Annotated in this window: 1 pseudogene; it reads left to right on the top strand. The window is 30.3% G+C overall.

Features of this window, described 5'->3' with window-relative positions:
* Window positions 1-375 precede the first annotated feature (375 nt).
* A pseudogene (locus B2U95_RS02900) lies at window positions 376-673 on the top strand (hypothetical protein); the annotation flags it as partial.

Genomic DNA, 673 nt, shown 5'->3' with positions numbered 1-673 from the left:
AGCAACGATCAAAAACAGCTTCAGATTATTTTTTTGATAGACATGATTCTATTGAATTTGATTTTGTAGGAACAAATCACAAAATCTGCAATAAACAAGGCGCATTCATTGACTTAAAAATCAATGTATTGTACAGGTCTAGGTGATCGTAATGGAAGAAAAACAGAGGAGAATAATTTCAAAAAACGGTGGCACACACTTCAGAAAAAAGATAATCGTTTTGTCAGCTCCAAATCGGTTTAAATATTATCAAAAGGAATTGTTACTGTTGTTAAAGGAGAAAGTTGATTGTATATTTACTTAATTTACAATTAATTACTTGCTTAGACCACGTAAGTAATCTTAAAAAAGACGCTAAACAAAACTCATAGAAACTTGAAAACTTCAAATACTGAAGACCTTTATATAAAAACCAATAGTATCGAAGCACCAGAATCAGACTATTTATATATTAAATCTTCACAAATTAAAAATGCTGGTAAAGGCCTGTACACTGCGATAGATATTTATAAAGACGAAATAATTTCATTATTTAAAGGTGAGGTTATCGCTAACGAAGAAGCGGCTAAAAGAGCGCAACTTTACGAAGATAAATATTTTATTAATTTGCTAGATGACAGTATTTTGGATAGTATGCATACAGATTGCTATGCAAAATATGCTAATGATGCAG

The sequence above is a fragment of the Winogradskyella sp. UBA3174 genome, assembly GCF_002364335.1.
In the GTDB taxonomy this organism is placed as follows: Bacteria; Bacteroidota; Bacteroidia; order Flavobacteriales; family Flavobacteriaceae; genus Winogradskyella.
The sequence above is the reverse complement of the archived record's forward strand: the minus strand, read 5'-3'. Positions and strand labels throughout refer to the sequence as shown.